The sequence below is a fragment of the Arthrobacter sp. Rue61a genome (genome assembly GCF_000294695.2).
Lineage (GTDB): Bacteria > Actinomycetota > Actinomycetes > Actinomycetales > Micrococcaceae > Arthrobacter > Arthrobacter aurescens_A.
On record NC_018531.1, the window covers coordinates 4,326,929 to 4,353,144 of the forward strand.

Annotated in this window: 26 protein-coding genes and 1 pseudogene; 12 read left to right on the plus strand and 15 right to left on the minus strand. The window is 62.3% G+C overall.

What is annotated here, in order from left to right:
* The first annotated feature begins 81 nt into the window (after positions 1-81).
* Positions 82-1,326, plus strand: a complete 1,245-nt coding sequence (locus ARUE_RS19720) for a low temperature requirement protein A (RefSeq protein ID WP_014923029.1) — start codon at positions 82-84, stop codon at positions 1,324-1,326.
* A gap of 26 nt (positions 1,327-1,352) precedes the next feature.
* On the opposite strand, the gene ARUE_RS19725 is transcribed toward ARUE_RS19720, so the two are convergent.
* Both ARUE_RS19725 and ARUE_RS19730 read right to left on the minus strand, forming a co-directional pair.
* Positions 1,353-1,889 (minus strand): HD domain-containing protein, encoded by a 537-nt coding sequence (locus ARUE_RS19725; protein ID WP_043470773.1) that lies wholly within the window; start codon positions 1,887-1,889, stop codon positions 1,353-1,355.
* A 101-nt stretch (positions 1,890-1,990) separates the two neighbouring features.
* The gene (locus ARUE_RS19730) at positions 1,991-2,782 is read right to left on the minus strand and encodes an SDR family NAD(P)-dependent oxidoreductase (protein ID WP_014923031.1); all 792 of its coding nucleotides are present in this window, start codon (positions 2,780-2,782) and stop codon (positions 1,991-1,993) included.
* A 103-nt stretch (positions 2,783-2,885) separates the two neighbouring features.
* On the opposite strand from ARUE_RS19730, the gene ARUE_RS19735 reads away from it, so the two are divergent.
* The gene (locus ARUE_RS19735) at positions 2,886-3,497 is read left to right on the plus strand and encodes a TetR/AcrR family transcriptional regulator (protein ID WP_014923032.1); all 612 of its coding nucleotides are present in this window, start codon (positions 2,886-2,888) and stop codon (positions 3,495-3,497) included.
* Here ARUE_RS19735 and ARUE_RS25035 read toward each other — a convergent pair.
* The 3 genes and pseudogenes from ARUE_RS25035 to gluQRS all read right to left on the minus strand — a co-directional run.
* Positions 3,494-3,556 (minus strand): annotated as a pseudogene (locus tag ARUE_RS25035) (pentapeptide repeat-containing protein); the annotation flags it as partial. The gene ARUE_RS19735 and the pseudogene ARUE_RS25035 sit on opposite strands and share 4 nt — an antisense overlap.
* A gap of 2 nt (positions 3,557-3,558) precedes the next feature.
* Positions 3,559-4,677, minus strand: coding sequence for an EstA family serine hydrolase (locus ARUE_RS19740; protein WP_014923033.1), 1,119 nt, complete (start codon positions 4,675-4,677; stop codon positions 3,559-3,561).
* Between the two features lie 25 nt (positions 4,678-4,702).
* Positions 4,703-5,590, minus strand: coding sequence for a tRNA glutamyl-Q(34) synthetase GluQRS (gene gluQRS / locus ARUE_RS19745; RefSeq protein WP_043471541.1), 888 nt, complete (start codon positions 5,588-5,590; stop codon positions 4,703-4,705).
* Between the two features lie 324 nt (positions 5,591-5,914).
* Between gluQRS and ARUE_RS19750 the strand changes: the two genes are divergently transcribed.
* A complete protein-coding gene (locus ARUE_RS19750) occupies positions 5,915-6,373 on the plus strand; it encodes an Lrp/AsnC family transcriptional regulator (RefSeq protein ID WP_187329972.1) in 459 nt (152 codons plus the stop codon).
* Between the two features lie 6 nt (positions 6,374-6,379).
* Here the strand turns inward: ARUE_RS19750 and ARUE_RS19755 are convergent, their stop codons facing one another.
* Entirely contained in the window at positions 6,380-6,835 is a 456-nt protein-coding gene (locus ARUE_RS19755; RefSeq protein WP_014923036.1) for an Lrp/AsnC family transcriptional regulator, read from the minus strand.
* 102 nt (positions 6,836-6,937) lie between these two features.
* Here ARUE_RS19755 and ARUE_RS19760 point away from each other — a divergent pair, with 102 nt between their 5' ends.
* Positions 6,938-7,594 carry a LysE family translocator gene (locus tag ARUE_RS19760; protein WP_014923037.1) on the plus strand — a complete coding sequence of 219 codons (657 nt, stop codon included), beginning with the start codon at positions 6,938-6,940 and terminating at the stop codon, positions 7,592-7,594.
* Between the two features lie 199 nt (positions 7,595-7,793).
* Positions 7,794-8,279, plus strand: coding sequence for a peptidoglycan-binding domain-containing protein (locus tag ARUE_RS19765; RefSeq protein ID WP_043470779.1), 486 nt, complete (start codon positions 7,794-7,796; stop codon positions 8,277-8,279).
* A gap of 71 nt (positions 8,280-8,350) precedes the next feature.
* On the opposite strand, the gene ARUE_RS19770 is transcribed toward ARUE_RS19765, so the two are convergent.
* The 3 genes from ARUE_RS19770 to ARUE_RS19780 all read right to left on the minus strand — a co-directional run bounded on the left by ARUE_RS19770 (position 8,351) and on the right by ARUE_RS19780 (position 10,267).
* Positions 8,351-8,818, minus strand: coding sequence for an SRPBCC family protein (locus ARUE_RS19770; RefSeq protein ID WP_014923039.1), 468 nt, complete (start codon positions 8,816-8,818; stop codon positions 8,351-8,353).
* Positions 8,815-9,186 carry an ArsR/SmtB family transcription factor gene (locus ARUE_RS19775; protein WP_014923040.1) on the minus strand — a complete coding sequence of 124 codons (372 nt, stop codon included), beginning with the start codon at positions 9,184-9,186 and terminating at the stop codon, positions 8,815-8,817. Before ARUE_RS19775 ends, ARUE_RS19770 begins: the two co-directional genes overlap by 4 nt.
* 109 nt (positions 9,187-9,295) lie before the next feature.
* Positions 9,296-10,267 carry a hypothetical protein gene (locus ARUE_RS19780; protein WP_043470781.1) on the minus strand — a complete coding sequence of 324 codons (972 nt, stop codon included), beginning with the start codon at positions 10,265-10,267 and terminating at the stop codon, positions 9,296-9,298.
* A gap of 156 nt (positions 10,268-10,423) precedes the next feature.
* Between ARUE_RS19780 and ARUE_RS19785 the strand changes: the two genes are divergently transcribed.
* On the plus strand, positions 10,424-10,903 hold the full coding sequence (locus ARUE_RS19785) for a DUF4383 domain-containing protein (RefSeq protein WP_011776424.1): 480 nt from the start codon (positions 10,424-10,426) through the stop codon (positions 10,901-10,903).
* Between the two features lie 89 nt (positions 10,904-10,992).
* On the opposite strand, the gene ARUE_RS19790 is transcribed toward ARUE_RS19785, so the two are convergent.
* From ARUE_RS19790 to ARUE_RS19815, 6 genes are all read right to left on the minus strand, one after another.
* Positions 10,993-11,673, minus strand: coding sequence for a response regulator (locus ARUE_RS19790; RefSeq protein ID WP_043470784.1), 681 nt, complete (start codon positions 11,671-11,673; stop codon positions 10,993-10,995).
* On the minus strand, positions 11,666-12,997 hold the full coding sequence (locus tag ARUE_RS19795; protein ID WP_162486195.1) for a sensor histidine kinase: 1,332 nt from the start codon (positions 12,995-12,997) through the stop codon (positions 11,666-11,668). Before ARUE_RS19795 ends, ARUE_RS19790 begins: the two co-directional genes overlap by 8 nt.
* 182 nt (positions 12,998-13,179) lie before the next feature.
* On the minus strand, positions 13,180-13,983 hold the full coding sequence (locus ARUE_RS19800) for an IclR family transcriptional regulator (protein ID WP_014923045.1): 804 nt from the start codon (positions 13,981-13,983) through the stop codon (positions 13,180-13,182).
* Between the two features lie 86 nt (positions 13,984-14,069).
* Positions 14,070-15,326, minus strand: coding sequence for an aminopeptidase P family protein (locus ARUE_RS19805; protein ID WP_014923046.1), 1,257 nt, complete (start codon positions 15,324-15,326; stop codon positions 14,070-14,072).
* A gap of 27 nt (positions 15,327-15,353) precedes the next feature.
* Positions 15,354-16,712, minus strand: coding sequence for an MFS transporter (locus tag ARUE_RS19810; protein WP_014923047.1), 1,359 nt, complete (start codon positions 16,710-16,712; stop codon positions 15,354-15,356).
* Positions 16,713-17,376: 664 nt separating this feature from the next.
* Positions 17,377-18,048, minus strand: a complete 672-nt coding sequence (locus tag ARUE_RS19815; RefSeq protein ID WP_014923048.1) for a GntR family transcriptional regulator — start codon at positions 18,046-18,048, stop codon at positions 17,377-17,379.
* A gap of 151 nt (positions 18,049-18,199) precedes the next feature.
* On the opposite strand from ARUE_RS19815, the gene glyA reads away from it, so the two are divergent.
* The 6 genes from glyA to ARUE_RS19845 are packed head-to-tail and all read left to right on the plus strand — an operon-like array spanning position 18,200 to position 26,215.
* A complete protein-coding gene (gene glyA, locus ARUE_RS19820) occupies positions 18,200-19,573 on the plus strand; it encodes a serine hydroxymethyltransferase (protein WP_014923049.1) in 1,374 nt (457 codons plus the stop codon).
* Complete coding sequence (locus ARUE_RS19825) at positions 19,570-20,790, plus strand: sarcosine oxidase subunit beta family protein (RefSeq protein ID WP_011776430.1); 1,221 nt, start codon at positions 19,570-19,572, stop codon at positions 20,788-20,790. Before glyA ends, ARUE_RS19825 begins: the two co-directional genes overlap by 4 nt.
* Before the next feature lie 17 nt (positions 20,791-20,807).
* The gene (locus ARUE_RS19830) at positions 20,808-21,224 is read left to right on the plus strand and encodes a sarcosine oxidase subunit delta (protein ID WP_014923050.1); all 417 of its coding nucleotides are present in this window, start codon (positions 20,808-20,810) and stop codon (positions 21,222-21,224) included.
* 2 nt (positions 21,225-21,226) lie between these two features.
* Positions 21,227-24,172, plus strand: coding sequence for a sarcosine oxidase subunit alpha family protein (locus ARUE_RS19835; RefSeq protein WP_014923051.1), 2,946 nt, complete (start codon positions 21,227-21,229; stop codon positions 24,170-24,172).
* Entirely contained in the window at positions 24,165-24,824 is a 660-nt protein-coding gene (locus tag ARUE_RS19840) for a sarcosine oxidase subunit gamma (RefSeq protein ID WP_014923052.1), read from the plus strand. The genes ARUE_RS19835 and ARUE_RS19840 overlap by 8 nt, the downstream gene beginning before the upstream one ends.
* The gene (locus tag ARUE_RS19845) at positions 24,824-26,215 is read left to right on the plus strand and encodes an L-serine ammonia-lyase (protein ID WP_014923053.1); all 1,392 of its coding nucleotides are present in this window, start codon (positions 24,824-24,826) and stop codon (positions 26,213-26,215) included. Before ARUE_RS19840 ends, ARUE_RS19845 begins: the two co-directional genes overlap by 1 nt.
* Position 26,216: the final 1 nt, after the last annotated feature.

Consider the following 26,216-nt stretch of genomic DNA (forward strand, 5'->3'; position numbering starts at 1 on the left):
GAACCCTGCGCGATCGCCGGAACGTTCCAGTCGATCTGGACATATTCCGGCGATCTCGGCGGCGGCGGTAATCTTTGAGCCATGTCCTCGAATCCCCTTCGCCATGCGCTCTCCCGCATGGGCGGCCGCGATCCCCACGAAAAACACCGCACCGCCACCCCGCTTGAACTGTTCTTCGACCTGACGTTTGTTATTGCCTTCGGTGTTGCCGGCAGCCAGTTCGCGCACGCTGTGGCGGAAGCGCATTTCGGGGCGGGCCTTCTGGGCTTTGGCTTCGCCATGTTCGCGGTGATTTGGGCCTGGATTAACTTCACCTGGTTCGCCAGCGCCTACGACACCGATGACTGGGTGTTCAGGGTGGTCACCATGATCCAGATGGTTGGCGTCCTCATCCTGGCCATGGGCATTGAGCCGATGTTCCACTCGATTGTGGAAGGGGATCATGTCAACAATGTGGCCATCCTCATCGGCTACATCATCATGCGCGTAGCTCTAATCTTCCAGTGGCTGCGCGCCGCCCGCCAAGACCCGGAACGCCGCGAGACATGCCTCCGTTACGCGAAGTACCTGGCAATTGTGCAGGTTGGCTGGGTCATCGCGTTGGTGATCGAAACCGATGTCCTCACAACGTTCCTCCTGGCTGCTCCGCTGTTCATCCTGGAGATGGCGACTCCCTACTTCGCGGAACGCAAGATCCGTACGCCCTGGCATGCGCACCACATCGCAGAGCGCTACGGCCTGCTTGCCATCATCGCCTTGGGTGAATGCTTGATTGGTGCCATCGAAACACTCCGGGCGATTGTTGCCACACACAGTTGGTCCTTGGACGCCGCCCTGGTGGGCTTGAGTGGAACCGGGCTCGCCTTCGCTATGTGGTGGATCTACTTCATCCTGCCCTCAGGCCCGGCGCTCCACGTCCAGCGGCATCGCTCATGGGTGTTTGGCTATGGCCACATGCCGGTCTTCGCAGCCATCGCGGCTACAGGGGCGGGACTTCACGTCGCTGCGTACTTCATCGATCATGAGACACATATCCCGGCGGCCGCTGCCGTGGCCTCCATCGCCGTCCCGGTCATCCTGTTCAAGGCCTCGCTCACCACCCTTTACTGCATCATGTTAGGTCCGGATCGCGACCTTATCTGGAGTTCCGCACTGGTGGTCCTTGGCCTGGCTGCGACCATTGCGCTGGCCGCGGCAGGTGCATCCGTACCGATCTGCATGCTGGTCATGATGCTGGTGATGGGTTTGTCCATCGCGTACGACGAACGACGCGGGCACAAAGGCCGCTCAGCTGCTCTCCGGCGTTTGGAAACCGCCGCGGGCTAAAGAGGCAACCCCTTGCGTTGCGAGGTCTACTCAGGGACGATCTCGTCCAGTTCCCGGAGCAAGTATGGGTTGATCCGTTCCAGGATCATCCGGACCTCTTCGCGGGGAACGGCCGTGTACAGCACCGGGCGGGCATCGGCGTAGCGGGTTACCGGCGGCTTGTCCGGCCACTTCTCGGCCAGCGCTTTGACCCTCTCGGGCAGCGAGTTGTGGGCGTTGTCGGCGATCTTCACCAACGTTGCGTCGTGGTCCTCCGCAACGAAACGGATGCCGGCGTCGTAATCGTCCGGGTCCTCGTGGAAGCGGCGGGTGACACGTTCGATGATGTCTACCGCCCGTTCGGACACCCCCATTTCCAGCAGGGCTTGCCGGGTGATGGGCGTGTCTTCAGCGATGTCGTGAAGGTAGCCTGCGATCTGGATGTCTTCGTCAAAGTCGGCGAGCGCATCGCCCACGGCCAGAACGTGCTCCCGATAGGGTCGTTTGAGCTTGTCCTTCTGCCGGTTGTGAGCCACCTCGGCCAAAACCTGGGCTGTCTCTACGGTAAAGCGTGGTTGGGTCATGCTGGCCTCCGGCTTGAAGAGGGACCGACGGGGATCGGTCCTCACCTTCAGGCTATCCGCTGTTTCGGAGCCTCGGCACCGAGCTACCTTTCCTGCCCGTCCTACCAGTCCTGTACAGCGCGTGCAGCGATGGCGACGGTGACGGCCCTGGGCAGACGCTGCGCGAATCCGGCCGCAACGCGGTTAACCCAGCCCGAGACCACGCTGCCGGGTGTGTCCTTGCGGTCGAGGGCCTTGAGAGCAGTGCCCACAACCTGTGCAGAGGTCTGCATCTTGCCCACTGCTGCGGAGTCACCGCCGAGCACATCGAAGAATTCTGTTCTTGTTGCACCGGGGCAAAGGGCCAGGACGTTAAGTCCGGACTTTTTGGTTTCGTGGGCCACGGCTTCGGTGAAGCTGAGGACGAAGGCCTTGGTTGCGCCGTAAACGGCCATGCCGGGAATGGGTTGGAACGCGGCAGTGCTGGCTACGTTCACCAATGCTCCCTTCCCCGAGGCGAGCAGTTCCGGCAGGAAGGCCCGGGTAATGTCCACGAGGGCGGCCACGTTCAAGGAAATCTCAGACGCAATGGTCTCCGGGTCTTCCTCAATCAAGGGACCGTGGGTGCCAAAGCCTGCGTTGTTGATTAAGGTGTCCACGGAGATTCCGCGGCCGGCCAGTTCGTCGAAGAGCTCGCGTCCCACTCCTGCAAGGCCCAGGTCCTTGGGGAGCACGGTCACTGTGACACCGTGCCGGGAACGCAATTCCTGAGCCAACTCCTCCAGACGGTCTCCACGCCTTGCCACCAGAACAAGGTTGGAGCCACGGGCAGCAAATTGTCCTGCAAACTCAGCGCCGAGGCCGGAGCTGGCACCCGTAATGAGGGCAGTGGTACCTGCGTAGGTCATGGTCATGGCTGAATCCCATCGGTTGAGGCGGGGACTAATGTAGTCGCTGTCTACATGGTAGGCAGTGACTACATTGTTGTCAATGACTACATTGACCTAGACTGATGGCATGACTGACCAGCCCTACCACCACGGCAAACTCAGGGAAGCCCTGCTGGAACGCGCCATGGAAATCATTGAAGAAGCTGGCGTGGACGGACTCTCCCTGCGGCAACTGGCCCGCGATGTTAATGTCAGTCACGGCGCCCCGGCCAAGCACTTCCGCGACAAGCAGGCACTGGTCGATGCCATGGCACTGGCCGGCTTTGAGTCGATGAACCGCCTCATCCAGAATGCCGCCCAATCCGGCGATGACCTCAGAGGCCGTTTCGTGAGTGTTGGCAAGGCCTACGTCCACTTTGCCGTGGCGCATCCCGCCCTGCTGACCGTGATGTACTCCACCAAGCACCACCCCGATTCCAGCGTTGAACTGCGAAGCACCGGCGAGCAAGGAATACACCTGGCCCAAGCCATGATCGCCGAGGCGCAAAAAGCCGGCGCGCTGGCCGCCGGCGACCCCGAAAAACTGGCCACGGTGTGCTTTGTGAGCCTTCACGGCGCGGCTCTTCTGGCAGCGGGCGGGCAGCTGGACGGGAAGTCAGTGGACGACGTCATCACCGCCACCACCGATACCCTGTGGGCAGGCATGACGGCCGGAGTCCCGGCCGCGCAGCGCAACTAAGCGCCGCTCAGCTCAGCGCCGCCCAGCTCAGCGCCGCGCAGCTCAGCGCCGCTCAGCTCAGCTAAGCCGCGAAACCGGCGATAACTTCCCTTACTGCCGAGCTCAGCTGGAAGTTACGGCAGCCCACCCCTCCAGGCTCAGCCGTCTGCGGGACATATCCAAAGCCGAGTTCATACACAGGGTCGGCGAACCCCAACGATGCGCTGGCGCCGTCGTGCCCGAACGCGCGGTAACTGCCGAACGGCATCCTGGTGTGGGACTTCATGAAAACGGTGCCGAAGCATCCGGTCTCACCAAAAACGCGATCGATTCCGAACACCTGCTCAGCCGACACCGTCCGGATAGTCTCCTCGGTCAGGAGGGGCGGCATGGCGGATTTACCCTCCAAGCCAGTCAATGCCGCCGCGTAGATCCGCGCCATGCCTTCCGCGCTGGCCACGCCGGCCGCCGAGCTCAGGCCCGCGGCCCGGACTTCCCGGATGTTGGGCAGATCCAGGATGTCGCCCACTGCCGCGTTGGCAGCCAGGCCAAAGTGGCTGGCCGGGTCTACCCAAGGCCATGACGGATCGGCCGCCCAGCGGAACTGCGCGAAGCGGGACTCTTCGGACTCGGGCAAACCAAGGTAGAAGTTCGCACCAGTCACCGCACGGATGCGCTGCTCGAAGACCTCCTGCAGCGTGGAGCCGGTGATGCGCCGGCACAGCTCTTCCATGAAGATGCCAATGGTCAGCGCGTGGTAACCGAACGCGGTACCGGGTTTCCATAGGGGCGGCAGCTCGGCGAGTTTGGCTGCTGCGAGCTCAGAGTTGTTGACCTCGTGGAGCGTCAGGCCGCCTTCCACTCCCAAGAGCCCCGCTCGGTGCGAAAGCAGCTGCGCAACCGTGATGGAGGACTTGCCTTCAACGCCGAACTCGGGCCAGTACTTGACCACCTCGGCTTCAAGGTCCAGTTCGCCGTCCTGAACGAGCAACGCCATGACCAAACCGGCCATGCCTTTGGAACACGAGAAGACGCCGGTGACTGAATCCGGGCGGATGTGGGGGCCGCCGCTGAGGTCCAGCACTTTGACGCCACGGTGATACGCGGCCACTTGCGCAGAGTAGTCCGGATCCTGCTCAAGAAAGACGCCGAAGAGTTCGGCGACGGGTTCGAAACCTGGGGCGATCACCTGTGAATGCATCCAGACAGCCTACGCGGTGGGCGGGTCAGGCCCGGGGAGTTGTCCACACCCAAGGCGTCTTCGGCACATTCTGGGGGGTGAAGTGCGGCAGGGCATCCAGCAACGGCGCGGCAGGCAATTGCAGGGACTCCAATATCAGGTCGCGCACCCGCTCGGCAGGAATTCCGACGGCGGCGAGGTCGCCCAGCGTGACCGCACCGTCGCGCTTCGCCAGCCTGACGCCGTCGTGGTTTACCACCAGCGGAACGTGGGCGTATTCGGGCACGGGCAGCCCCAGGAGCGTCGCCAGATACGCCTGCCGCGGGGTGGATGAGAGGAGGTCGTCGCCGCGCACTACTTGGTCGATTCCCTGCTGGGCGTCGTCAACAACTACCGCGAGGTTGTAAGCGGTGACGCCGTCGTTGCGGCGAAGCACAAAGTCATCCACAACACCCACATAGTGTCCGTGCAACTGGTCCTCAACACCCCATTCCGAGACCTCTGCCCGCAAGCGAATGGAAGCAGGCCGCGTCGCACGCCTGATCTCGCGTTCGGCGTGCGAAAGCCGCCTGCATGTCCCCGGGTAGGCGCCCTGCGGCGCGTGCGGCGCGGACGGCGCCTCTTGGATTTCGCGTCGCGTGCAGAAGCATTCATAGGTTCGGCCTTCGGCCGTTAGGCTTCCAATCGCCTGGTGGTACAGCTCCGCGCGCTCAGTCTGGCGTACGACGGCGGCGTCCCAACCAACGCCTACGGCCTGCAGGTCGCGGAGCTGCTCCTCTTCAGCGCCGGAGCGGGCGCGGTCCAGATCCTCGACGCGCAGCAGAAAATTCCGGCCGCTGGACTTAGCGAACAGCCAAGCGAGAATTGCGGTGCGAAGGTTGCCGACGTGCAGTTCGCCGGAGGGGCTCGGGGCGAAGCGGCCAGCAGAAGTCATGATCCAAGCCAACCACAAGAGCCCCTCAGCTACCGCAACGATCCGGTAGCTCAGGGGCTCTTGCTGTGGCGCCCGGGTGATAGGGCGGGTGCGGAATGACAATGCTGTGAACAAGAGTCAATCAGCGGCTGTTTCCTTGCGGGAAACCTGTGCAGGGCTCCGGGTGGTGTTCCGGGGTCCTGGTGCCTGCGGGGTTCGGCGGTAGCCTCGCCCTGTTTCGTTGTCACCATTTCAGCAGGAGACGTACAGTTGGTGCAACGGACATCATAATGATTGGTCGATCTGACCAGTCTGTTGCGAAAGCTTAGTCAGGGAGTGGTCACTTTGCAGGAACTCGACGCCACGGACCGCCGGATCCTCGCCGCTTTGGATGACGACCCCCGCGTGCCCATCATGGTGTTGGCCCAGAAGTTGCACCTCGCCCGCGGGACAGTTCAGTCGCGCCTGGAGCGGATGACGGCGTCCGGGGCCCTCCGAGCCAACAGCAGCCGCGTCCTGCCGTCGGCTTTGGGACGTGGCGTGGCTGCCGCAGTTAGTGCCGAACTCGATCAAAGCCATTTGAACGAGGCCATCGCTGCACTGAGGGAGATCCCTGAAGTCCTTGAATGCCACGCTCCAGCCGGTGATACGGACCTCATCATCAGGGTGGTGGCGAAGAGCCCGGATGATCTCTACCGGGTATCCGAAGAAATTCGCCTGTGTCCCGGAATTGTGCGCACGTCCACCAGCATGTTCCTCCGTGAAGTTATTCCTTACCGGACCACGGGCTTGCTGGCGGAGTAAGCAAGGCTAGACCGGCGGTCCTATGTTGGTTTTCAGGTTCTTCATGACCAGCGTTGACGTGAGGCGTTCCACTGCGGGAAGGGCCGCGAGTTCGTCGTCGTAGAAGCGCTGATACGCGGGCAGGTCAGCGGCAATGACCTTGAGCAGGTAATCAGGGGATCCGAAGAGTCGCTGAGCCTCCACAATGTTGGGGCTGGCAGTCACGCGCTCTTCGAACTCCGCCATGATGGTGCGTTCCACCTGCTTGAGCGTGACAAAAACAATCGCTTCAAAGCCCAGGCCCACCGCGGCAGGATCGATGTCTGCACGGTAGCCGCGTATCACCCCCGTTGACTCCAAATCGCGGAGCCGCCGATGGCAGGGAGCCACGGTCAAACCCACCTTCGAAGCAAGGGCAGTGGCAGTCATTCGGCCATCATCTTTGAGGTGGCGCAAAATACTTCTATCGATTCCATCAATCACGCAATTATCTTACCCAGAACGGCTCCCGTGGGGCTAAAAATGGGAACACTTATGGGCTGACTTTCCCTAGAGTTTTCCTACCACCTAACTCTGGAGAGACCCGTGAATCCGCAGCTGTTCCTCGCCTTCATGCTCGTCGCCGTCAGCCTGGCGTGCACACCCGGCGTCGACTGGGCGTACTCAATATCGGCAGGCCTCAAGCAACGCAGCTTCGTCCCGGCCGTTGCTGGCCTGTGCAGCGGTTACGTCATCCACACACTGCTAATGGCCGCAGGCTTGGCGGCCCTTCTGGCCGGTGTTCCGGGGCTGCTGGGATGGCTGACCATTGCCGGCGCCGCTTACTTGCTGTGGCTCGGCGTCGCTACCATCCGCTCGTGGCGAGGCGCGAGCTTCAGCGCGGAAGGCGGCACCGCGCAGTCCGGAAACCAGCTCCGCACCTTCCTTCAGGGCATGGGCACCAGCGGCATCAACCCGAAGGGCCTGCTCTTCTTCGTGGCCTTGGTTCCGCAGTTTGTCAGCCCCGAGGCAGCACTGCCCGTTCCGGTCCAGTCGGGCTTACTGGGCCTGACCTTCGTGATCCTCGCCGGGATGGTCTACACCGGCGTCGCGTTGACCTCACGGAAGCTGCTGGCCTCCCGGCCGGGTGCCGCCCGGGTGGTGACGCTGGTCAGTGGGATCATCATGATCGGGCTGGGGACAGTGCTGCTATCGGAGCAACTCCTTCCGCTCCTGCCGGAGATTCAGTCGGCAAGCAACTAGTTGCTCCCCACAGGCGCTGGCAGTTTGCTTTCCCAATTTCTGAGATGAGCGTCATGGATCCCCGTCGAGGCTCACTTCATCATTGTGGCGGCGGCATCAAGCGGCTCCGGGACCTGTAGCCTGCAGCGGCTTTGAGGACGTCCTCCACAGAAGCAGTGGGGGCGAAGCTCCGACTGGTACCTGCAGATAGGAGATTGACATGCGCTTCTCACGTTCATTAGCCACGGCCCTGACTCTGGGGCTCAGCTTGGCCACAATGGGCACAGCCGCCAATGCGGCACCGCCCCCCACGACAGCAGCGTCAGCTGTTGCCCTGACGATCCAGCACTGCAACGCGGGCGAGACCTACCAATACCCGAACGGCCAGCAGCTGTACTTTCCCGTCTATAAGGGGAACGGGATCTACACAAGGAGCTGTCTCCTGACTCAAGGAGACAAAGGCATTGCCGTCCGCTTTCTCCAGCGTGCAATGAACAAGTGCCACGGCCAGAACATTGAGGAAGACGGCGACTTTGGGCCTAGGACTCTAGCCGCCCTGCGAGCGACTCAAGCACGTCACGCTCCCCGCATCGAAGTAGGTGACACTTATGGACCTCGGACCGGGCGCACCATCGGCTGGGCAACCAGCACGTCAATGGTGACCGGAGCCGATTCCTACAAACACTGCCAAATGATCGGAATCTGACGTTACAAGGGCAAGACTGACAGCAATACTGGCATTGACGTCAGTGCCAGTATTGCTGGACGCCCAAGCATCTAGCCGGCAAGCAGCTCATCCAGGCGCTCGTATCCTTCGATCACGCCGTAGTCCATGCCGGTGGACAGGGCCATGTCACGGGCTTCCACGGAAGGGTAGACCTCGTGCGCGGACATCCGGGTCCTGCCGTCGATTTCCTCGAAGGCGGTGGTGCTGATGACTACTTGGTTGGGTGCGCCTTCGAACTCGACTGTCTGGATGATCAACGAGTCGGCTTCGACGGTGTGGAAGACGCCGCGGAAGCCATACGTCCCGCTGTCGTCGCCACTTTCGTAGCGCCAGCTACCGCCGGTGGTGGCGTTGTACTCGGTAATTTTGGTCACCGTGCTGCGTGGGCCCAGCCATTTGGCCAAGAGATCCGGGTCAACGTGGGCTTTGAAAACTGCACTGACCGGGGCATCGAATTCGCGGACCGTATCAATGAACGGCACGCCAGGATCAGCGGTGATTGTTGTTGGATTGCTCATTTCAGTTCCTCTTTCTTCTTTGCTGGTGTGTTTTCTTGTTGTTGGTGGGAGACGCCGGCACCAAGCAGCTCGTCCAGCTGCCGGAAACGGGACTCGGCGATCAGCCGGTACCGGTCAATCCAGGCGGTCAATCGCTCCAAGGCTGCTGCGTCCAAATGAACCGGCCTCCGTTGGGCATCGCGGGAACGGGTTACCAAGCCTGCGTGCTCCAAGACCTGAATATGTTTGGAAACCGCCTGCTTGGTGATGGCAAATGGTTCCGCGAGCTCGTTGACAGTGGCGTCTCCCCGGGACAACCGGGCCACCATGGCCCGCCTCACCGGATCCGCCAGGGCCATGAAGGCCCTGTCGAGAGCGTCCTCTTCCATTGCCGCATCAACCTTTCGTCATCAGCCACCCCATAATCAACCAAATCATTGATCAACTCTTTGGTTGATTACAAGACTACGCTTCCGCCCCGGAAGGCACAATGGTTTTTTACTCGCCGCCCAGCTGCCTGAAATCGTTCTCCCACAGGCGACGCATCTCAGCATCCTTGCGGATGACTTCCATGGTCTCAAGCTCCGCGGGAGGGGCCGGCCGCTTGGATCGCGGGGTGAGGGTGCGGCGGCCTTGATCGACCGCGAGCAGTGCCCTGTCTGTCACCGCATCATTCTTCAAGGCCAGATTAGTCTTCCTGCGGCGAAGGACTTCTTTCAATGCAGCCTGGGCCGACTCGAAATCGCCCCTCGCCCGCTGCGACCGCGCCCGGATCAGCAAGAGCGCGGCCGAGAGGTCGTCCGTGTTCAGCAAACCTTCAGTCCACAGCACCACGTCGCGGTGGCGTTCCAGCGAGTACGCCGCTGTGCAGCGCGCCAACGCAGAAGGCAACGACGGCGGCAAACTCACCACTGCTTCCAACGCCGACTCGGTCATCCCCATTTCCCGGAGACAGTGAGACAAGGCCAGAAACACGGATTCCTCGCTGAACAGGACCGGAACCTCAATGCGTTCGGCGACCTCAACTTTGGTGACCACCTGCCCGAGGTACGTAGCCGAGAACTGGCTGGCGTCGTCGTCGATCCTTGTTGTCAAACCGCGCTGCAGCAGCTCGCTCGCCCTCAAGAACCCGCCATGTTTGTACGCGAGCAGACCGGCCATGACGTGGCACAGGCCGGCCCATCCCGGGTTCATGCGGCCAAAAGCGAGGAGCCGATCCGGCTCCGTGGACGTGAAAACGGCCTCATGCATTGCCTTCGCCGTCTTGGAGGACAGCATCTTCAGCCTTGGGACATTTCCCACAACTGTCAGCCTCGCGTGGTCGCGGCCACTGAGGACGCCGGAGAGCACATCGTTCACACCGTCGGCCAGGCCACGGACCGGGGTACGGACGTAACCCTCGCGGAAGGGCGTGAGGTCACGGGTGTCATGGAAGATCGTGTGCACACGTCCATTCGGAGCTTGGCTCATAAATCCATGCTAACCGCCGCTGAACTGGGCACATCCCCTGCTATCGGAGGCATTTCAGGAGTATTATGGCGGCGTCGGCAAGGTTTTGCCACACCCCTTGCCGCAGGTCGGCTCTCCATGAGAAGAGCCGGGTAACCGCGTGAAAGGGAGGACTTGATGACCACCGCTTCGCACCCCGCCGAACACCACCACATGATGGGGTTGACGCTTCGCAACACCGCCATGGGCGTTGGCATTGTATTTCTGCTGGTAGGCGTCCTGGGGTTCATCCCGGGAATCACCACCAATTTCGGCGCCATGACCTTTGCTGGACATGAGTCAGGCGCCATGCTGCTTGGAGTCTTCCAAGTGTCCATACTCCACAACATCGTTCACCTGCTGTTTGGCGTGGCCGGCTTGGCCATGGCTCGGAACGCACGCATGGCCCGCCTGTTCCTCTTGGGCGGCGGCGCCGTGTACATCGTTCTTTGGATCTACGGCCTGGTCATCAACCAGGAAACAGCTGCCAACTTTGTCCCGTTCAACACGGCTGACAACTGGCTGCACCTGATCCTCGGCGTTGCCATGATCGGCTTGGGCGCCTGGCTGGGCAGGGATGCCATGGACGAAACAACCACAGAGCGACGGAAGATGTAACGCCCTTAGGCACGTCGTGCAGAACAACGACGGCGGCTGTCCCCTTTGAGGGGACGGTCGCCGTTTTTCTTCGGCGTCCCCCTCCGCCGCTATCCGAGCAGCCGGTGCTCGTACGCGAACGACACGAGCTGAAGACGCGTCCCGACACCCAACTTCGTGAGGACACTGCGCAGATGCGTCTTGACGGTTGCTTCGGACACGAACAGGCTTTCGGCCATGGCACTGTTGCTCAACCCCTTGGACGCCAACAAGAAGACATCCCGTTCCCGGGCAGACAACGGCTCCAGTACCGAAAGATCCGGACCTGCGACCGGGACTGTCCGTGCAGCGTGCTGAAACAGGTCATGCACTGATCCGGGTGCGATGACCGAGTACCCGGAGTGTACTGTCCTGATTGCCGCCAACAGAAACTCCGGCTCTGCACTTTTGAGCAAATATCCGCTTGCTCCCGCCTGGACGGCCTCCACTACAGCCTGGTCGCGGTTGAAGGTGGTCAAGGCGATGATCTTCGGTTTTTCAACACCGTCCCGCACGGCCGCATCCCAGATTTGCCTGGTGGCAGTTACGCCATCCATGACGGGCATACGGAGATCCATCAAGATGACGTCCGGCGGCTGTGCTGCCGCGAGCCCGACCGCTTGGATGCCTTCGTCAGCCTCCCACGCCAGCAGCATGTCAGGCTGACTCTCTACCAGCATCCGGATACCGGCCCGGAACAAGGGCTGGTCATCAACCAAGGCCACAGAAATGTGCGCCGAAGAATCAGCCAAGGTCAGCCGCCCCTTCTGCCGGGGCCCGTTCTCCCAAGTCCACCAATTCCCCGGAAGGCTGACGGCTGACCTCCACGCTCCCGGTGGTTGCTCCATAGGGAAGGAATGCAGTCACCCGGAACTGCTCACCGTCAGGGCCCACCGTCAACCAGCCACCAGCCAGATGCGCGCGTTCACGCATGCCAGGTATGCCTCGCCCACCGCGATCTCGGGCCAGCCCGGCGTCCGTTTCCCCCAATGGAACGGACGCCGGCAGCGCGGAGGAAGCATGCAGTGTCAGACCTGGGCCGCTCCAATCGAAATGCACCCGGACGGCTGTGCCTCGGCCACCGTGTTTCAGTGCGTTGGTGAGGCACTCCTGGACAATCCTGAATACTGCGAGTTGCTGACCCGCTCCCAAGTCAACAGGAGCTCCGCTTTCGCTGTGCTCAATCTCCAGGCTGCCCTGCCGCATTCGCTCCATGAGCGGTTCGATGTCGCTGATCAGGGGCTGAGGTGTCATCAGGCCATCTTCCCGGACGCCTTCGATGACACGTTGCGCATCAACCAACGCATGCCTGGCAGATACTGCGATGTTCTCCAGGGCATTGAGAACGGGTTTCGGCTGACCGCTGCTCATATACCTCGTACCGTCTGCTTGTGCAGCGATGACGGCCAAGGTATGGGCAAGAACATCATGCAGGTCCCGGGCGATCCTGGTCCGTTCCTGCTCAACGATCAGTTCGATTTCTGTTTCCTTAAGGCTGGCTTGCGCCTGGGCGCGGGCCTTCGACTGGATCCTTCGATCTTCATAGAGAGCCGCCAAAATACCCAGTGTCCCACAAGCCGCGGCCACCAGCAGCAGGGTGCTCAGCAGCTGCCAACCATAAATCCGAAATGCAAATGAGTCTCCGTTATAAAGCGGCATGAACCAGCCAACTCCATTGCCGTAGCGCCAGGAGATCATCATGAACGTCATCAACATCGCGAAGACCACATTAGAGGCGACCGTCCACATCCTCTGCCTCTTATTGCCAGTCCACATGATGAATCCCAGGGAGATGAAGGACCCCAGGTAGATGGCCCAGTGGTTAGCCAACATGGCGGGCACGACGTGCACAAGCTGTCCGATCAGCAAGGCAGCCGTCAGCCCCAAGGAAAGGTACGGTTTCCACGTCGCAGTTGCGATCACTGCCGTCATCACGAGCAGAGGTATGAGACCCGGCCAGTAGAACCCGGGCCAAGGCCCCATCCGACCCGCTTCCCCTACGCACCACAGCACACAGAAGATGGCAGCCGCCGCGGGGGCGCCCCAATGCCGGACAACTCTCAGTGTTCGTTCCATGCCAGCCAGACTATCCACGGCTCATATCGGAATCGGGCGATGAGTCCTCGGCGTGGGTGATCTCCACCTCGAAGCCAGCAGATTCATCCCTTGGGAGGCACGGATGACGCCGAGATGCCACTTGATGACAATGTTCGCGCCCGGGATTGTCATCACATGCCAACTCGACGGCGGTTTGCGGCTCAGCGCGGCGCGCGCCCACCCAGCCGCGTTGTGACTTTGGCCGCGGCTACAGCACACGCTTCACCGAGGCTGTCCAAGGTGTCTTGTGAGACACGGAATTTCGGCGCCGGAATCAGGACGGACGCCACGATGTCGCCACGATGGTCGTAAACGGGCGAGGCCACACCGACTTCCTCAATGGACGTCTCCCCGAAATTCACTGCCCAGCCGCGTTTCATGGAGTCCTCCACCCGGGAGAGATACGCCTCAATTGCCTCCTCGTCCAGACCAGGAAGGGTGATTGAACCGCTACGCAGCAGCTGACGCACCCTATCCTCATTCTCTGCGCCAAGGAACACCTGCACTGACGAACTCAGGGCCTCGTTGTAGCGCGCACCCAGCGGAGTGAGGTGTTTTACCTGATGCCGGCTGGGGATCTGTTCCACACACATGGATTCGTTACCGTTCCACACCATGAGCGCACTCGTCTCCCCTGTCCGCTCGGTGAGTTCACGCAGCACCGGGTAGGCAACGCGGCGCTCTTCGAGTTCCGCCAGGAGCGGGCCCGCCATGGCGATCATTCCCAGCCCCAAGCGGAACCTGCGTGAATCGACGTCGCGCTCTACAAGGTTTTCCTGTTCCAGGGTCGCGAGGATCCGGGAGACGGTGCTCTTGTGAAGGCCGATTCGGCCCGCGATTTCGGTGACTCCCAGAAGTGGTTCGTCAGCCGTGAAGCTCCGCAGCACTGCGATGGCGTTAACGATGACCGAGGTGCTTTTGTTGTCGCCATTGCTGGAAGCGTCGCTGGATTCCGAGGGAGTCATGGGTTCACTATATTTCGACGGCGGCCAGCTCGCCGGACCGGACGCGGCCGGTGGACACCGTACCGGGCACCCACCGGCCGAGCCGCCTAGGCTCCGATGATGTTGTACTCGGGCCCGAACGGGAACTTGGTGATGTTCTCCGCGCTGTCTTCGCCGACCACAAGGATGTCGTGCTCGCGGTATCCGCCGGCACCCGGCTGGCCGTCCAGCACTGTGATCATGGGTTCCATGGAGACCACCATGCCGGGTTCAAGCACTGTATCGATGTCTTCGCGAAGTTCGAGGCCCGCTTCGCGTCCGTAGTAGTGGCTCAGGACACCGAACGAGTGGCCGTATCCGAACGTGCGATTGGCCAGCAAACCGTGGCTGATGTAGATCTCATTGAGCTCTGCGGCGATGTCCTTGCAGACGGCACCGGGTTTGATCAGCTCGAGGCCGCGCTTGTGCACCTCAACGTTGATGTTCCACAGCTCAAGGGACCGGGCATCAGGTTCGCCGTAGAACAAGGTACGTTCCAGGGCCGTGTAGTAACCGCTGGTCATGGGGAAACAGTTCAGGGACAGGATGTCGTGTTCTTGGATCTTCCGGGTGGTGGCCCAGTTGTGGGCGCCGTCGGTGTTGATGCCGGACTGGAACCACACCCAAGTATCGCGAATTTCCGAGTCCGGGAAAGTGCGGGCGATTTCGTGGACCATGGCCTCGGTGCCGATCAGGGCAACCTCGTATTCGGTGATGCCGGCCGTGATGGCGTTGCGGATGGCCTCACCACCGAGGTCGCCAATGCGGGCGCCATGCTTGATGACTGCGATTTCCTCGTCCGATTTGATCATGCGCTGGCGCATTGCCGCCTGTGCGACATCCACCAGAGTCGCACCGGAGAACGCGGCTTGGATCTTGTTGCGGTTGTCCAGCGGCAGCGAGTCATCTTCGACGCCGATGCGGCGCGGGTTGATACCGCGGGTGCGTAGGACTTCCTGGATTGCGTGGATGTAGTTGTCACGGCGCCAGTCCGTGTACACCAGGTTTTCCCCGTAGCTGCGGCGCCAAGGCATACCGGCGTCGATATTCGCCGTAATGGTGACCGTGTCATCCTTGGTGACCACCATGCCGTAGGAGCGGCCGAAGTAGGTGAAGAGGAAGTCGGAGTAGTACTTGATGGAGTGGTAGCTGGTGAGGATGACGGCGTCCAGGTCTTTCTCGGCCATGATGCGGCGTAGGCCGACGAGGCGGCGCTCGAACTCAGCATCGGAGAAGGTCAGCGATACTTTTTCGCCGTTGTTGAGGACCTTGGTGCGCTCGAGCTTGGCGACATCGTTGACGGACTCGTTCTGGGTGATGGTCATGCGGTTCCTTTCAATGGGTTTGGTTGTCTAGTCCTGAAGCAGAGGCTTCTTGGAAGTCTCGGCGGCGAACAGGACTGCGATGAGGGAAACTACGGCGGCGGCCACGAGGTACCAGCCGGGGGCCAGTTTGCTGGCCGTCATACCGATCAGGAGCGTGGCCATGAACGGCGCCGTGCCGCCGAACAAGGCGTTGGAAAGGTTGAAGCTGACAGCAAACCCGGTGTACCGGACCTTCGTGGGAAAGAGTTCGGCGAGGAAACTCGGTAGGGTGCCGTCGTTGAGGGTGAGCATGCCGCCCAGCAGGATCTGAACCAGCACGATCACCAGGAAATTGCGGGTGTCCAGAAGCATGAACGCAGGCACTGTCAGCAGAATGAAAAGGACTGACGCGGTGATAAGCATGCGCTTGCGACCGAACTTGTCCGAGGCGATGCCCGTCAGGAAGATGAAGCCTATGTAGCTGGCCAAGGCAATGGTGGTGGCCAGGAACGACTCTGTTGCACCAAAGCCCAGCTCCTCCGATAAGTACGTGGGCATATAGCTGAGGATGACGTAGAAGCCCACCGCATTGAGCAGCACCGCACCCGTGGCGATGACGAGCTGCTTCCGATAGGTCCGGAACATTGCGAAGGCCGGAGCCTTCACCGCATTGTCCTTTTCGGCCAATTCCCGGAATGCCGGTGTGTCCTCGAGCTTGGTCCGGATGTACCGGCCGATCAAACCCATAGGCGCGGCCAGCAGGAAGGGCAGACGCCAGCCCCATTCGTTGAGCTGCTCCGCGGTCAGGACTGAACTCAGCAGGGCGGCAAGCAAGGATCCCAGCAGCAGTCCCGCTGCGGTACTGGCAGGCACGACGGCGGCGTAGAGTCCGCGGCGATTCGCCGGCGCATATTCCACCAGGAAGGCGGACGCCCCTGCGTACTCACCTGCTGCGGAGAAGCCTTGGACAACTCTTACGACCAAGAGCAGGATGGGGGCCATCACGCCGATGGTGGCGTAGCCGGGAATCAAGGCGATGCAGAACGTGGCCACTGACATCAGCACAATCGAGAGGGAGAGTGCCTGCTTCCGTCCAAGACGATCACCGATATGGCCCCAGATGAAACCACCGAGAGGCCTCACGAAGAAGGAGATCGCGAAGACGCCGAACGTCGCCAGCAGGGCAGTTTGCCGGTCGGACTCGGGGAAGAAAACAGTCGAGATGATGCCAGCCAGGTAGCCGTAAACGGCGTAGTCGAACCATTCCACAAAGTTGCCGATGAAGCTGGCAGTGACCACTCGCCGTCGAGTGTCCTTGCTGACTTTGTTGTTGAGGCTTGGAGCGTGGTCGGAGCCGGCGGCTGATGAAAGGCCTTGCTCGGCTGCCACAGAGGATTCATTGCTCATGTGTCCACCAAAATCTTTTGGGGTTGCATTGAACGCAACGCTGTTGCAACAGGATATGTGTGAGTGACGTCACGGTCAAGAGTTAAATTCTTGGATCAACGACCAGCATGAAGGCTTCAGCAAGGGGCCGCGCGAGCTAGTGGCGCGAGACGAAATTGTTGCGCCAGCTCCAACCCAGTTGCATCAAATGGGAAGTGATGGCCAACGAGGCCGCCCCTACACCCACCGACGCTCTCTCACATCCCACCCCCACATCACGAACGCTCTCTCACATCCCACCCCCACATCACGAACGCTCTCTCACCAAGGTGAAGTGGAGGCGACGTCGGCACTCAAGTCGGCATCGACGTCGAGCCTTCCACCCTTAGCGGCTGCGTACGCTCCCTCGGCCAGGCGACGGGAGCCGAAGGGTCGGAGCAGATTGGCCCCATGGGCCCGAGGGGGACTGCATCCAGAAGAACCCTGCGGGACGTGAGAGAGGGTCCACCCCAACCACGAGGGACGTGAGAGAGGGTCCGCCTCAAACCCGAGGGATATGAGAGAGGGTCGGGAGGGGTGGGGTTATACGGCAGCGCGCATCTAAGCGAGGATCGAGCGAGCGCGCAGGGGATAACACCGCCACCGGAAGGCGGTACGGCTCAAACACGAGGGATGTGAGAGAGGGTCAGAGGACCTTGCGGATGGTCTCTTCGAAGCTGACTACGTGGTGCAGGGCGAGCTCGGCGGCGCGGTCTTCGTCAGCGTCGGCAATGGCCGTGAGGAGGTCGGCGTGTTCGGAGATATGCCCGGACACGGAGGGCATCTTCTCGAGCATGTGGCACCAGATGCGGGTGGCGAGGTTGTCGTACCGGATCAGAACGTCTTCCAGGTGCGCGTTGGCGGAGGCCTTGTAGATGAGCCGGTGCACTTGGATGTCGTAGCGCATGAGTTCTTGGGAGGAGTTGTCCTGGCCTTCAAGGTCACGAATGGCAGCAGCCACAGTGCGGAGTTCCGAACGCATGGCCGGGCTGGCCATGCGGGCAGCTTTCCTGGAGGCCAAAGGTTCCAGGAGCTCGCGGATTTCGGAGACCTCGGCGAGCTGGGTGATGTCCACACCGGTGGCGAACGTTCCGCGGCGGGGGTAGGAGACCACCAGATGGTCACTCTCCAGCCGTTTGATGGCTTCGCGGACGGGAGTGCGCCCTATGCCAAGTTCGCTGGCGATCTGACCGTCGTTGATGGGATCGCCGGGTTTGATATCCAGCATGATGAGCCTGTCACGCAGCAGCAGGTATGCGTTCTCCGCGAGGGACGTGCCCTGCGGAGCTGTTTCCAGTGCTTCCAATGCTGCGCTCATTGCTCTCTCCCGTTGTCGTAATCCCAGTCTGTTGGATGAGTTACCGAAGACCTGTTGACGACTATGTGATCTCCAACATACTATGGCAATAGTTCTAATATATCAGTTGCCTAACAGATGGCCGCTTCAAGTACTTCAGAAGGAGAACACCATGGTTGAACCGCTGATCCGCCCGCTCGCACAGGCGGACCCGGAGGTCGATCAGGCGATCGCCCAGGAACTCATCCGCCAGCAGTCCACGCTGGAAATGATCGCCTCTGAGAACTTCGCCCCCACGGCCGTCATGGAAGCCCAGGGATCGGTGCTGACCAACAAGTACGCCGAGGGCTACCCGGGCAAGCGGTACTATGGCGGCTGCGAACACGTTGATGTGATCGAACAGCTTGCCATTGACCGTCTGAAGTCCTTGTTCGGCGCCGAATTCGCCAACGTTCAGCCCCACTCCGGAGCACAGGCAAACGCTTCGGCCATGCACGCACTGATCACTCCCGGCGACACGATCATGGGCCTGAACCTGGCCCACGGCGGCCACCTGACCCACGGCATGCGGATCAACTTCTCCGGCAAGTTGTACAAGGTTGTCCCGTACGGTGTCCGCGAGGACACCCACACCGTAGACATGGCGGAAGTTGAACGCCTGGCCCTCGAGAGCAAGCCGCAGCTGATTGTCGCCGGCTGGTCCGCGTACTCCCGCCAGCTGGACTTCGCTGAATTCCGCCGCATCGCGGACCTGGTAGGCGCCTACCTCATGGTGGACATGGCCCACTTCGCAGGTCTCGTCGCGGCAGGACTTCACCCCAGCCCGGTGCCGCACGCCCACATCGTCACCAGCACAACCCACAAGACCCTCGGCGGTCCCCGCGGCGGCGTGATCCTGACCAACGACGCCGACATCGCCAAGAAGGTTAACTCCGCCGTCTTTCCCGGTCAGCAGGGTGGTCCGCTGGAGCACGTCATCGCAGCCAAGGCTGTCGCGTTCAAGATGGCAGCCGAGCCGGAATTCCAGGAACGCCAGGTCCGCGTCCTCGAGGGCTCCAAGATTCTGGCCCAGCGCCTCCTGCAGGACGATGTTGCCGCAGCCGGCATCTCCGTGGTCAGCGGTGGAACCGACGTCCACCTGGTCCTGGCCGACCTCCGCCACTCAGTACTTAACGGCCAGCAGGCCGAAGACACCCTGCACCGCATCGGCATCACGGTCAACCGGAACGCGGTCCCCTTCGACCCCCGCCCGCCGATGGTCTCGTCCGGACTGCGCATCGGCACACCAGCCCTCGCCGCCCGCGGCTTCGGCGCCGAGGACTTCACCGAAGTCTCGGACATCATTGCGACGGCGTTGATCGCCGCAGCGAACAGCGGCACCAAAACAGACGGCACCGAAGGTGACGTCGCCCTGGACGACGCCACCGCCGTCGAGCTCCGCCGCCGCGTGACCGCGCTGGCGGAGAAGTTCCCCCTCTATCCCCACCTGAACAACAACGGCAATGGCGCCGCAACCGAAGCAGAACTGATTGGAGCAGCCCAGTGAGTGCAGACCACCTCCCCGAGCACCCGGACTTCCTCTGGCGCAACCCGGATCCGAAGAAGAGCTATGACGCCGTGATTGTGGGCGGCGGCGGGCACGGCCTGGCCACCGCGTACTTCCTTGCGAAGAACCACGGCATGACCAACATCGCCATCCTGGAAAAGGGCTGGCTGGCCGGTGGCAACATGGCCCGCAACACCACCATCATCCGTTCCAACTACCTCTGGGACGAGAGCGCTGCCATTTACGAGCATGCGCTCAAGCTCTGGGAAATCCTCCCGGAAGAGCTGGAGTACGACTTCCTGTTCAGCCAACGCGGTGTCATGAACCTGGCCCACACCCTGGGCGATGTCCGCGAAAGCGTTCGCCGTGTGGGCGCCAACCGCCTCAACGGCGTGGACGCCGAGTGGCTGGACCCGCAGCAGGTCAAGGAACTTTGCCCCATCCTGAACATCAGCGACAACATCCGCTACCCCGTCATGGGCGCCACGTACCAGCCGCGTGCAGGTATCGCCAAGCACGACCACGTGGCGTGGGCCTTCGCCCGCAAGTGCGATGAACTGGGCGTGGACATCATCCAGAACTGCGAAGTCACGGGTTTCATCAAGGACGGCAACCGGGTGACCGGCGTCCAGACCACCCGCGGCACCATCAACACCGAAAAGGTGGGCCTGTGCGCCGCCGGCCACAGCTCAGTCCTGGCAGAAATGGCCGGCTTCCGCCTGCCGATCCAGAGCCACCCGCTCCAGGCTCTGGTGTCCGAACTGCACGAGCCGGTCCACCCCACGGTGGTCATGTCCAACCACGTCCACGTGTACGTCTCCCAAGCGCACAAGGGCGAACTGGTGATGGGCGCCGGCGTGGACTCCTACAACGGCTACGGCCAGCGCGGCTCGTTCCACGTGATCGAGGAGCAGATGGCAGCAGCCGTTGAGCTCTTCCCGATCTTCGCCCGGGCACACGTACTCCGGACCTGGGGCGGCATTGTGGACACCACGCTGGATGCTTCCCCGATTGTGGGCCTCTCCCCGGTGGAGAACATGTTCGTCAACTGTGGTTGGGGCACCGGCGGCTTCAAGGGCACTCCCGCGGCCGGCCTGACGTTCGCGCACACCATTGCCACCGGCGCACCGCACAAGCTTAACAAGCCGTTCGCACTGGAACGCTTCGAGACCGGCGCTTTGATCGACGAACACGGCGCCGCCGCCGTAGCCCACTAGCCAGGACAGGAAAAGACATGCTCCTCATTTCATGCCCCAACTGCGGGCCACGCGACGAAACCGAATTCCACTACGGCGGCCAAGCACACGTTGCCTACCCGGAGAGCCCCAATGACCTCACGGACCGTGAATGGGCTGAATACCTGTTCTACCGTGAGAACACCAAGGGCACCTTCGCCGAGCGCTGGGTTCACAGCACCGGCTGCCGCCAGTGGTTCAACATGCTCCGCGACACCGTGAGCTACGAGATCCACTCCATCTACGGGATGGGCCAGCCCCGGCCGGACCTCAAAACCTCCGGCCAAAGCAGCGAACCCACCCAGCCGGGTGAGTTCACTCAGGCCGGTGACTTCGGCCAAGCGGGCGAACCCGGCCTCGCCCCTGGCGCCGCCTCACCCACGGCCACCACCCCCATCTCCTCGGAAGGAGTCTAGAAGTGACCAGCAAGAACGCACGCCTCGCCACCGGCGGACGCATCGATCGCAGCATCTCTTGGCGCTTCACCGTGGACGGCCAGGAATTCACCGGTCACCCCGGAGACACCATCGCCTCGGCACTGCTGGCGAACGGCCACATCAACGCCGGCAACTCCCTGTACGAGGACCGACCCCGCGGCATCATGGCCGCCGGCGTGGAAGAGTCCAACGCCTTGGTCAAGATCGCTCCCCGCTTCCGCGGACACGTTGCTGAATCCATGCTTCCCGCCACCGCTGTTTCCTTGGTGGACGGCATGAACATTGAGCTCCTGTCCGGCCTGGGCAAGCTTGACCCGAACGAGGACAAGGCCGAGTACGACAAGAAGTACGTCCACACGGATGTACTGATTGTCGGCGGCGGCATCGCCGGCCTGGCAGCGGCCCGCGAAGCTGTCCGCACCGGTGCCCGCGTCATCCTGATCGACGACCAGCCCGAACTTGGTGGCTCCTTGCTCTCCGGTTCAACCGCCGAGGGCCTCGCCGAGCAGATTGAAGGCAAGCCGGCCCTTGAATGGGTTGCTGATGTGGAAGCCGAGCTGGTTTCCGCTGCAGAATGCACGGTGCTGAACCGCACCACGGCTTTCGGCTCCTACGACTCCAACTACTTCATCGCGGCCCAGAACCGCACGGACCACTTGAGCGTTCCGGCAGCATCGGGTGTCTCCCGCCAGCGTATTTGGCACATCCGTGCCAAGCAGGTTGTCCTGGCTCCGGGCGCCCACGAGCGTCCGCTGGTCTTCGAGAACAACGACCGTCCGGGCATCATGCTCGCTTCGGCCGCCCGTACCTACCTGAACCGCTACGCCGTGGCAGCAGGATCCCGCGTGGTCATCAGCACCACCAACGATTCCGCTTACGCTCTTGCCGCGGACCTGAAGGCAGCAGGCGTGGCGGTTGCCGCCGTCGTCGATGCCCGTCCGCAGATCAGCGCGAAGGCCGCTGCCGCCGTCGAGTCCGGTATCCGGGTACTCGTTGGCAGCGCCGTGGCGGACACCTCCGCAGATGAGAATGGCCGCCTGAGCGGTGTCACCGTCCGCAGCATTAACGACGACGGCGAACTCACCTCGGGCGTCGAACAGTTGGCTGCCGATCTGCTGGCAGTTTCCGGTGGTTGGAGCCCGGTGGTCCACCTCCACAGCCAGCGCCAGGGCAAGCTGCGTTGGGACGACGAGCTCGCTGCTTTCATCCCCACCAAGCCTGTCCGCGACCAGCAGGTTGTTGGCGCAGGCCGTGGCAGCTACGAACTCCAGGACTGCCTGGCAGAGGGCATCTCGGCGGGAGCGGCAGCGTCCATCGCTGCTGGCTTCGAGTCCGCAACCACCCCGGTGGAACTGCAGGCTCCTGTGGCGAGCGCTCCGAGCCGCCAGCTTTGGCTGGTTCCCGGCCAGACCGGTGAGCCCGGCGAGTGGCACCACCACTTCGTGGACTTCCAGCGCGACCAGTCCGTGGCCGACGTCCTCCGCTCCACCGGAGCGGGCATGCGTTCCGTGGAGCACGTCAAGCGGTACACCTCCATCAGCACGGCCAACGATCAGGGCAAGACGTCCGGGGTCAACGCGATCGGCGTTATCGCAGCCGCGCTGAAGTTCGGCGGCGCAGAGAGCATTCCCGGCGTCGGCGAGATCGGAACCACCGCATACCGCGCTCCGTTCACGCCCGTAGCTTTCGCAGCCCTGGCCGGCCGCCAGCGCGGCGAGCTGTTCGACCCCGCCCGCGTGACCTCCATCCACCCGTGGCACGTTGCCCAGGGCGCACTGTTCGAAGATGTTGGACAGTGGAAGCGTCCCTGGTACTACCCGCAGGGCAGTGAAGACATGGACACGGCCGTCCTGCGTGAATGCGCTGCGGTCCGCGATTCCGTGGGTTTCATGGACGCCACCACGCTGGGCAAGATCGAAATCCGTGGCAAGGATGCCGGCGAATTCCTGAACCGTATCTACACCAACGCGTTCAAGAAGCTCGCTCCGGGATCCGCACGCTACGGCGTGATGTGCACCTTGGACGGCATGATCTTCGACGACGGCGTGACCCTGCGCCTAGATGATGACCGCTACTTCATGACCACCACCACCGGCGGCGCAGCCAAGGTGTTGGACTGGCTGGAAGAGTGGCACCAGACGGAGTGGCCGGAACTCGACGTGGTCTGCACGTCCGTGACCGAGCAGTGGAGCACCATCGCCGTAGTTGGCCCGAAGTCCCGTGCAGTGATCGCCAAGGTTGCACCCCAGCTCGCCGAAAACGGTGGCCTGGATGCTGAGGCTTTCCCGTTCATGACGTTCCGCGAAACCACGTTGGCGTCCGGAGTTCAGGCCCGCATTTGCCGTATCTCCTTCTCCGGCGAACTGGCCTACGAAATCAACATCCCGTCCTGGTACGGCCTCAACACCTGGGAAGCAGTTGCTGCCGCGGGTGCCGAGTTCAACATCACCCCGTACGGCACGGAAACCATGCACGTGCTCCGCGCCGAGAAGGGCTACCCGATTGTCGGGCAGGACACCGACGGCACGGTCACCCCGCAGGACGCAGGCATGGATTGGATCGTTTCCAAGGCCAAAGACTTCATCGGCAAGCGTTCCTACCTCCGCCAGGACGCAAGCCGCGAGGACCGCAAGCACTTGGTGAGCGTCCTTCCCGTGGACCACTCGCTGCGGTTGCCGGAAGGCACGCAGCTGGTGGAAAAGGGCATCCCGGTCAACCCGGCCAACGGACCCGTCCCCATGGAGGGCTTCGTGACCTCCAGCTACCACAGCGCCGCGCTGGGCCGCTCCTTCGCCCTGGCTCTCATTCAAAACGGCCGCAACCGCATCGGCGAGACCCTGGTGGCCTCACTGGGAGACCAATTGGTGGACGTGGTTGTTGGCGAAACCGTACTTTTCGATGCTGAAGGGACCCGCAAAGATGGCTGAAACAGCAACACCAGCAGAAACCGCACACGTCGATCGCGTCCGGGGTGCCCGCCGCAGCCCGGCCGAGCACCTGGCTGACGCCTTCACCTCCGGCTCCGTGCCGGGCACGGTGACGCTCACCGAAATCCCGTACCAGGCCATGGTGGGGGTTCGGGTTGACCGAACGTCCGACGCCGGTGCCCGCGTTGCGTCCGTAACCGGCGGCTTGCCTGCCGCTTGCGGTGAAGTGACGGGCAGTGCGGTACCCGGCAAGGATTCCGTCAACACCCTGTGGCTGGGCCCCACCGAGTTCATGGTGGTAGCGCCGGAGGAGGCCCACGATTCACTGGGCGGATCCCTGGTCAGCGACCTGACCACAGCTCTCGGCGGCGACGCAGGCCAGGTGGTGGACCTGTCCGCCAACCGCACCACGTTCGAACTCTCCGGAAGCCACGCCCGCGCAGTGCTGGAGAAGACCTGCGCGTTGGACTTGCACCCGCGCGTCTTCAAGGCCGGCACGGCTGTGTCCACGGAACTCGCCCACATCCCGGTGATGCTCTGGAAGACCTCGGAGGAGTCCTACCGGATCTTTCCCCGGGCCTCGTTTGCCGACTTCCTGGGACGCTGGCTCCTGGACGCCATGCGGGAGTACGCCTCACCTGAGGTCCCCTAATGGCACTGAGTGTGCTTGATCTGTTTTCTGTTGGCATCGGGCCGTCGTCTTCACACACGGTTGGCCCCATGCGCGCGGCAAAGCAGTTCACGGACGGTCTCGAATCGTCCGGCCAGCTTCCGGCTACGGTGCGCGTCCAGGCTGAGCTTTTCGGCTCCCTGGGCGCCACCGGCCGGGGCCACGGCTCAGACAAAGCCGTGGTGCTGGGGCTGCAAGGCCACTCCCCCGAGACTGTGGACACCACAACGGCCGACGACCAAGTAGCGGCGGCGGCACTCGACGCCGAACTGCGCCTGGGCGGCAACCACCGGGTGGACTTCAACTGGGACGAGGACGTGGTCCTGCACCGTCGCAAGTCGCTGCCTGCACACCCCAACGGCATGACGTTCCGCGCGTTGGACCACACGGGCGGCGTGCTCCGGGAACGCAGCTACTACTCCATCGGTGGCGGCTTCGTGGTGGACGGTGACGTCTCCGGCGCAGACAAAGTGGTAGCCGACGACACCGTTCTGCCCTACCCCTTCACCACTGCAGACGAGCTCCTTGCCATCTGCCTCCGCGAAGGCAAGTCGATCTCGGACATCATGCTGGCCAACGAACTCGTGTGGCGCTCCGAGGAGGAACTGCGTGAGAAATTGCTGGGCATCTGGGCTGTCATGCAGGAATGCGTGGACAACGGCTGCTCTGCCGAGGGAATCCTGCCGGGAGGCCTGAAGGTCAGGCGACGGGCGCCGTCGTTGTTCAAAAAGCTTTCCGAAACCGACGCGGACCTGAACGGTGCGCACTCTGCCGATCCGCTCCTCGCCATGGAATGGGTGAACCTGTTCGCCTTGGCCGTGAACGAGGAAAACGCCGCGGGCGGCAGGATCGTCACCGCCCCAACCAATGGTGCCGCCGGAATTGTCCCGGCAGTGCTGCACTATTACACAAAGTTTGTTCCAGGAGCCAACGACGACGGTGTCGTGCGGTTCCTGCTGGCGGCGGCCGCCGTCGGAATCCTGTTCAAAATCAACGCGTCCATTTCCGGTGCCGAGGTCGGCTGCCAGGGTGAAGTGGGTTCCGCCTGCTCCATGGCGGCGGCCGGCCTCTGCGAAGTCCTGGGTGGAACGCCCGAGCAAGTGGAAAATGCCGCCGAAGTTGGCATTGAACACAACCTGGGCCTCACTTGCGATCCCGTGGGCGGGCTGGTGCAGATCCCCTGCATCGAACGCAACGCGATCGCCAGCGTCAAAGCCATCAACGCCGCCCGTCTTGCCCTGCACGGCGATGGCAGCCACAAAGTTTCCCTCGACAAAGCCATCAAAACCATGCGCGAGACAGGCGCAGACATGAAATCCAAGTACAAGGAGACCTCCCGTGGGGGCCTCGCCGTCAACGTAGTGGAGTGCTAGC

Coding starts and splice junctions, on each gene's coding strand:
- ARUE_RS19720 (WP_014923029.1), top strand. CDS start 82: ATGTCCTCGAATCCCCTTCGCCATGCGCTCTCCCGCATGGGCGGCCGC.
- ARUE_RS19725 (WP_043470773.1), bottom strand. CDS start 1,889: ATGACCCAACCACGCTTTACCGTAGAGACAGCCCAGGTTTTGGCCGAG.
- ARUE_RS19730 (WP_014923031.1), bottom strand. CDS start 2,782: ATGACCATGACCTACGCAGGTACCACTGCCCTCATTACGGGTGCCAGC.
- ARUE_RS19735 (WP_014923032.1), top strand. CDS start 2,886: ATGACTGACCAGCCCTACCACCACGGCAAACTCAGGGAAGCCCTGCTG.
- ARUE_RS19740 (WP_014923033.1), bottom strand. CDS start 4,677: ATGCATTCACAGGTGATCGCCCCAGGTTTCGAACCCGTCGCCGAACTC.
- gluQRS (WP_043471541.1), bottom strand. CDS start 5,590: ATGACTTCTGCTGGCCGCTTCGCCCCGAGCCCCTCCGGCGAACTGCAC.
- ARUE_RS19765 (WP_043470779.1), top strand. CDS start 7,794: ATGCGCTTCTCACGTTCATTAGCCACGGCCCTGACTCTGGGGCTCAGC.
- ARUE_RS19770 (WP_014923039.1), bottom strand. CDS start 8,818: ATGAGCAATCCAACAACAATCACCGCTGATCCTGGCGTGCCGTTCATT.
- ARUE_RS19775 (WP_014923040.1), bottom strand. CDS start 9,186: ATGGAAGAGGACGCTCTCGACAGGGCCTTCATGGCCCTGGCGGATCCG.
- ARUE_RS19780 (WP_043470781.1), bottom strand. CDS start 10,267: ATGAGCCAAGCTCCGAATGGACGTGTGCACACGATCTTCCATGACACC.
- ARUE_RS19785 (WP_011776424.1), top strand. CDS start 10,424: ATGACCACCGCTTCGCACCCCGCCGAACACCACCACATGATGGGGTTG.
- ARUE_RS19795 (WP_162486195.1), bottom strand. CDS start 12,997: ATGGAACGAACACTGAGAGTTGTCCGGCATTGGGGCGCCCCCGCGGCG.
- ARUE_RS19800 (WP_014923045.1), bottom strand. CDS start 13,983: ATGACTCCCTCGGAATCCAGCGACGCTTCCAGCAATGGCGACAACAAA.
- ARUE_RS19805 (WP_014923046.1), bottom strand. CDS start 15,326: ATGACCATCACCCAGAACGAGTCCGTCAACGATGTCGCCAAGCTCGAG.
- ARUE_RS19810 (WP_014923047.1), bottom strand. CDS start 16,712: ATGAGCAATGAATCCTCTGTGGCAGCCGAGCAAGGCCTTTCATCAGCC.
- ARUE_RS19815 (WP_014923048.1), bottom strand. CDS start 18,048: ATGAGCGCAGCATTGGAAGCACTGGAAACAGCTCCGCAGGGCACGTCC.
- glyA (WP_014923049.1), top strand. CDS start 18,200: ATGGTTGAACCGCTGATCCGCCCGCTCGCACAGGCGGACCCGGAGGTC.
- ARUE_RS19830 (WP_014923050.1), top strand. CDS start 20,808: ATGCTCCTCATTTCATGCCCCAACTGCGGGCCACGCGACGAAACCGAA.
- ARUE_RS19840 (WP_014923052.1), top strand. CDS start 24,165: ATGGCTGAAACAGCAACACCAGCAGAAACCGCACACGTCGATCGCGTC.
- ARUE_RS19845 (WP_014923053.1), top strand. CDS start 24,824: ATGGCACTGAGTGTGCTTGATCTGTTTTCTGTTGGCATCGGGCCGTCG.